At 60.9% G+C, this 465-nt stretch carries 1 protein-coding gene; it reads right to left on the reverse strand.

All coding sequences use genetic code 11. The annotated features are described in order from the left end of the window. A partial coding sequence (locus L7A20_RS11860; RefSeq protein WP_272879232.1) for a reverse transcriptase domain-containing protein occupies positions 1–465 on the reverse strand: 465 nt, incomplete at both ends.

Raw genomic sequence — 465 nt, forward strand, 5'->3', positions numbered from 1 at the left:
CTCGGCGGCTGTGCACGTACACGTTGCAGTCGTCGGCGTAGCGAACGAAACAGTGACCGCGGCGCTCCAGCTCCTTGTCCACTTCATCGAGCAGCACGTTGGCCAGCAGCGGCGACAACGGGCCACCTTGCGGTGTGCCTTCATGCCGCTGCATGACCAGACCGCCATCAAGGATGCCGCTGTTCAGGTACGCTCGTATCAGACGAATAGCGCCTTGATCCGGGACGCGCTTACGCAAGCGTTCAATCAGGATGTCGTGGTTGACTCGGTCGTAGAACTTCTCCAGTTCCACGTCCACCACGATCCGGCGGCCAGATTGCACATTCGCCTGAGCGGCAAGCACCGCATCATGCGCACGGCGTCCAGGCCGAAAACCGTAGCTATGCTCGCTGAAACCAGGATCGAGCAACGGTTGCAGCACCTGCAGCAAGGCCTGCTGGATCAGACGGTCGGTCACCGTTGGTA

It is taken from the genome of Rothia nasimurium, from assembly GCF_928381415.1.
In the GTDB taxonomy this organism is placed as follows: domain Bacteria; phylum Actinomycetota; class Actinomycetes; order Actinomycetales; family Micrococcaceae; genus Rothia; species Rothia nasimurium_H.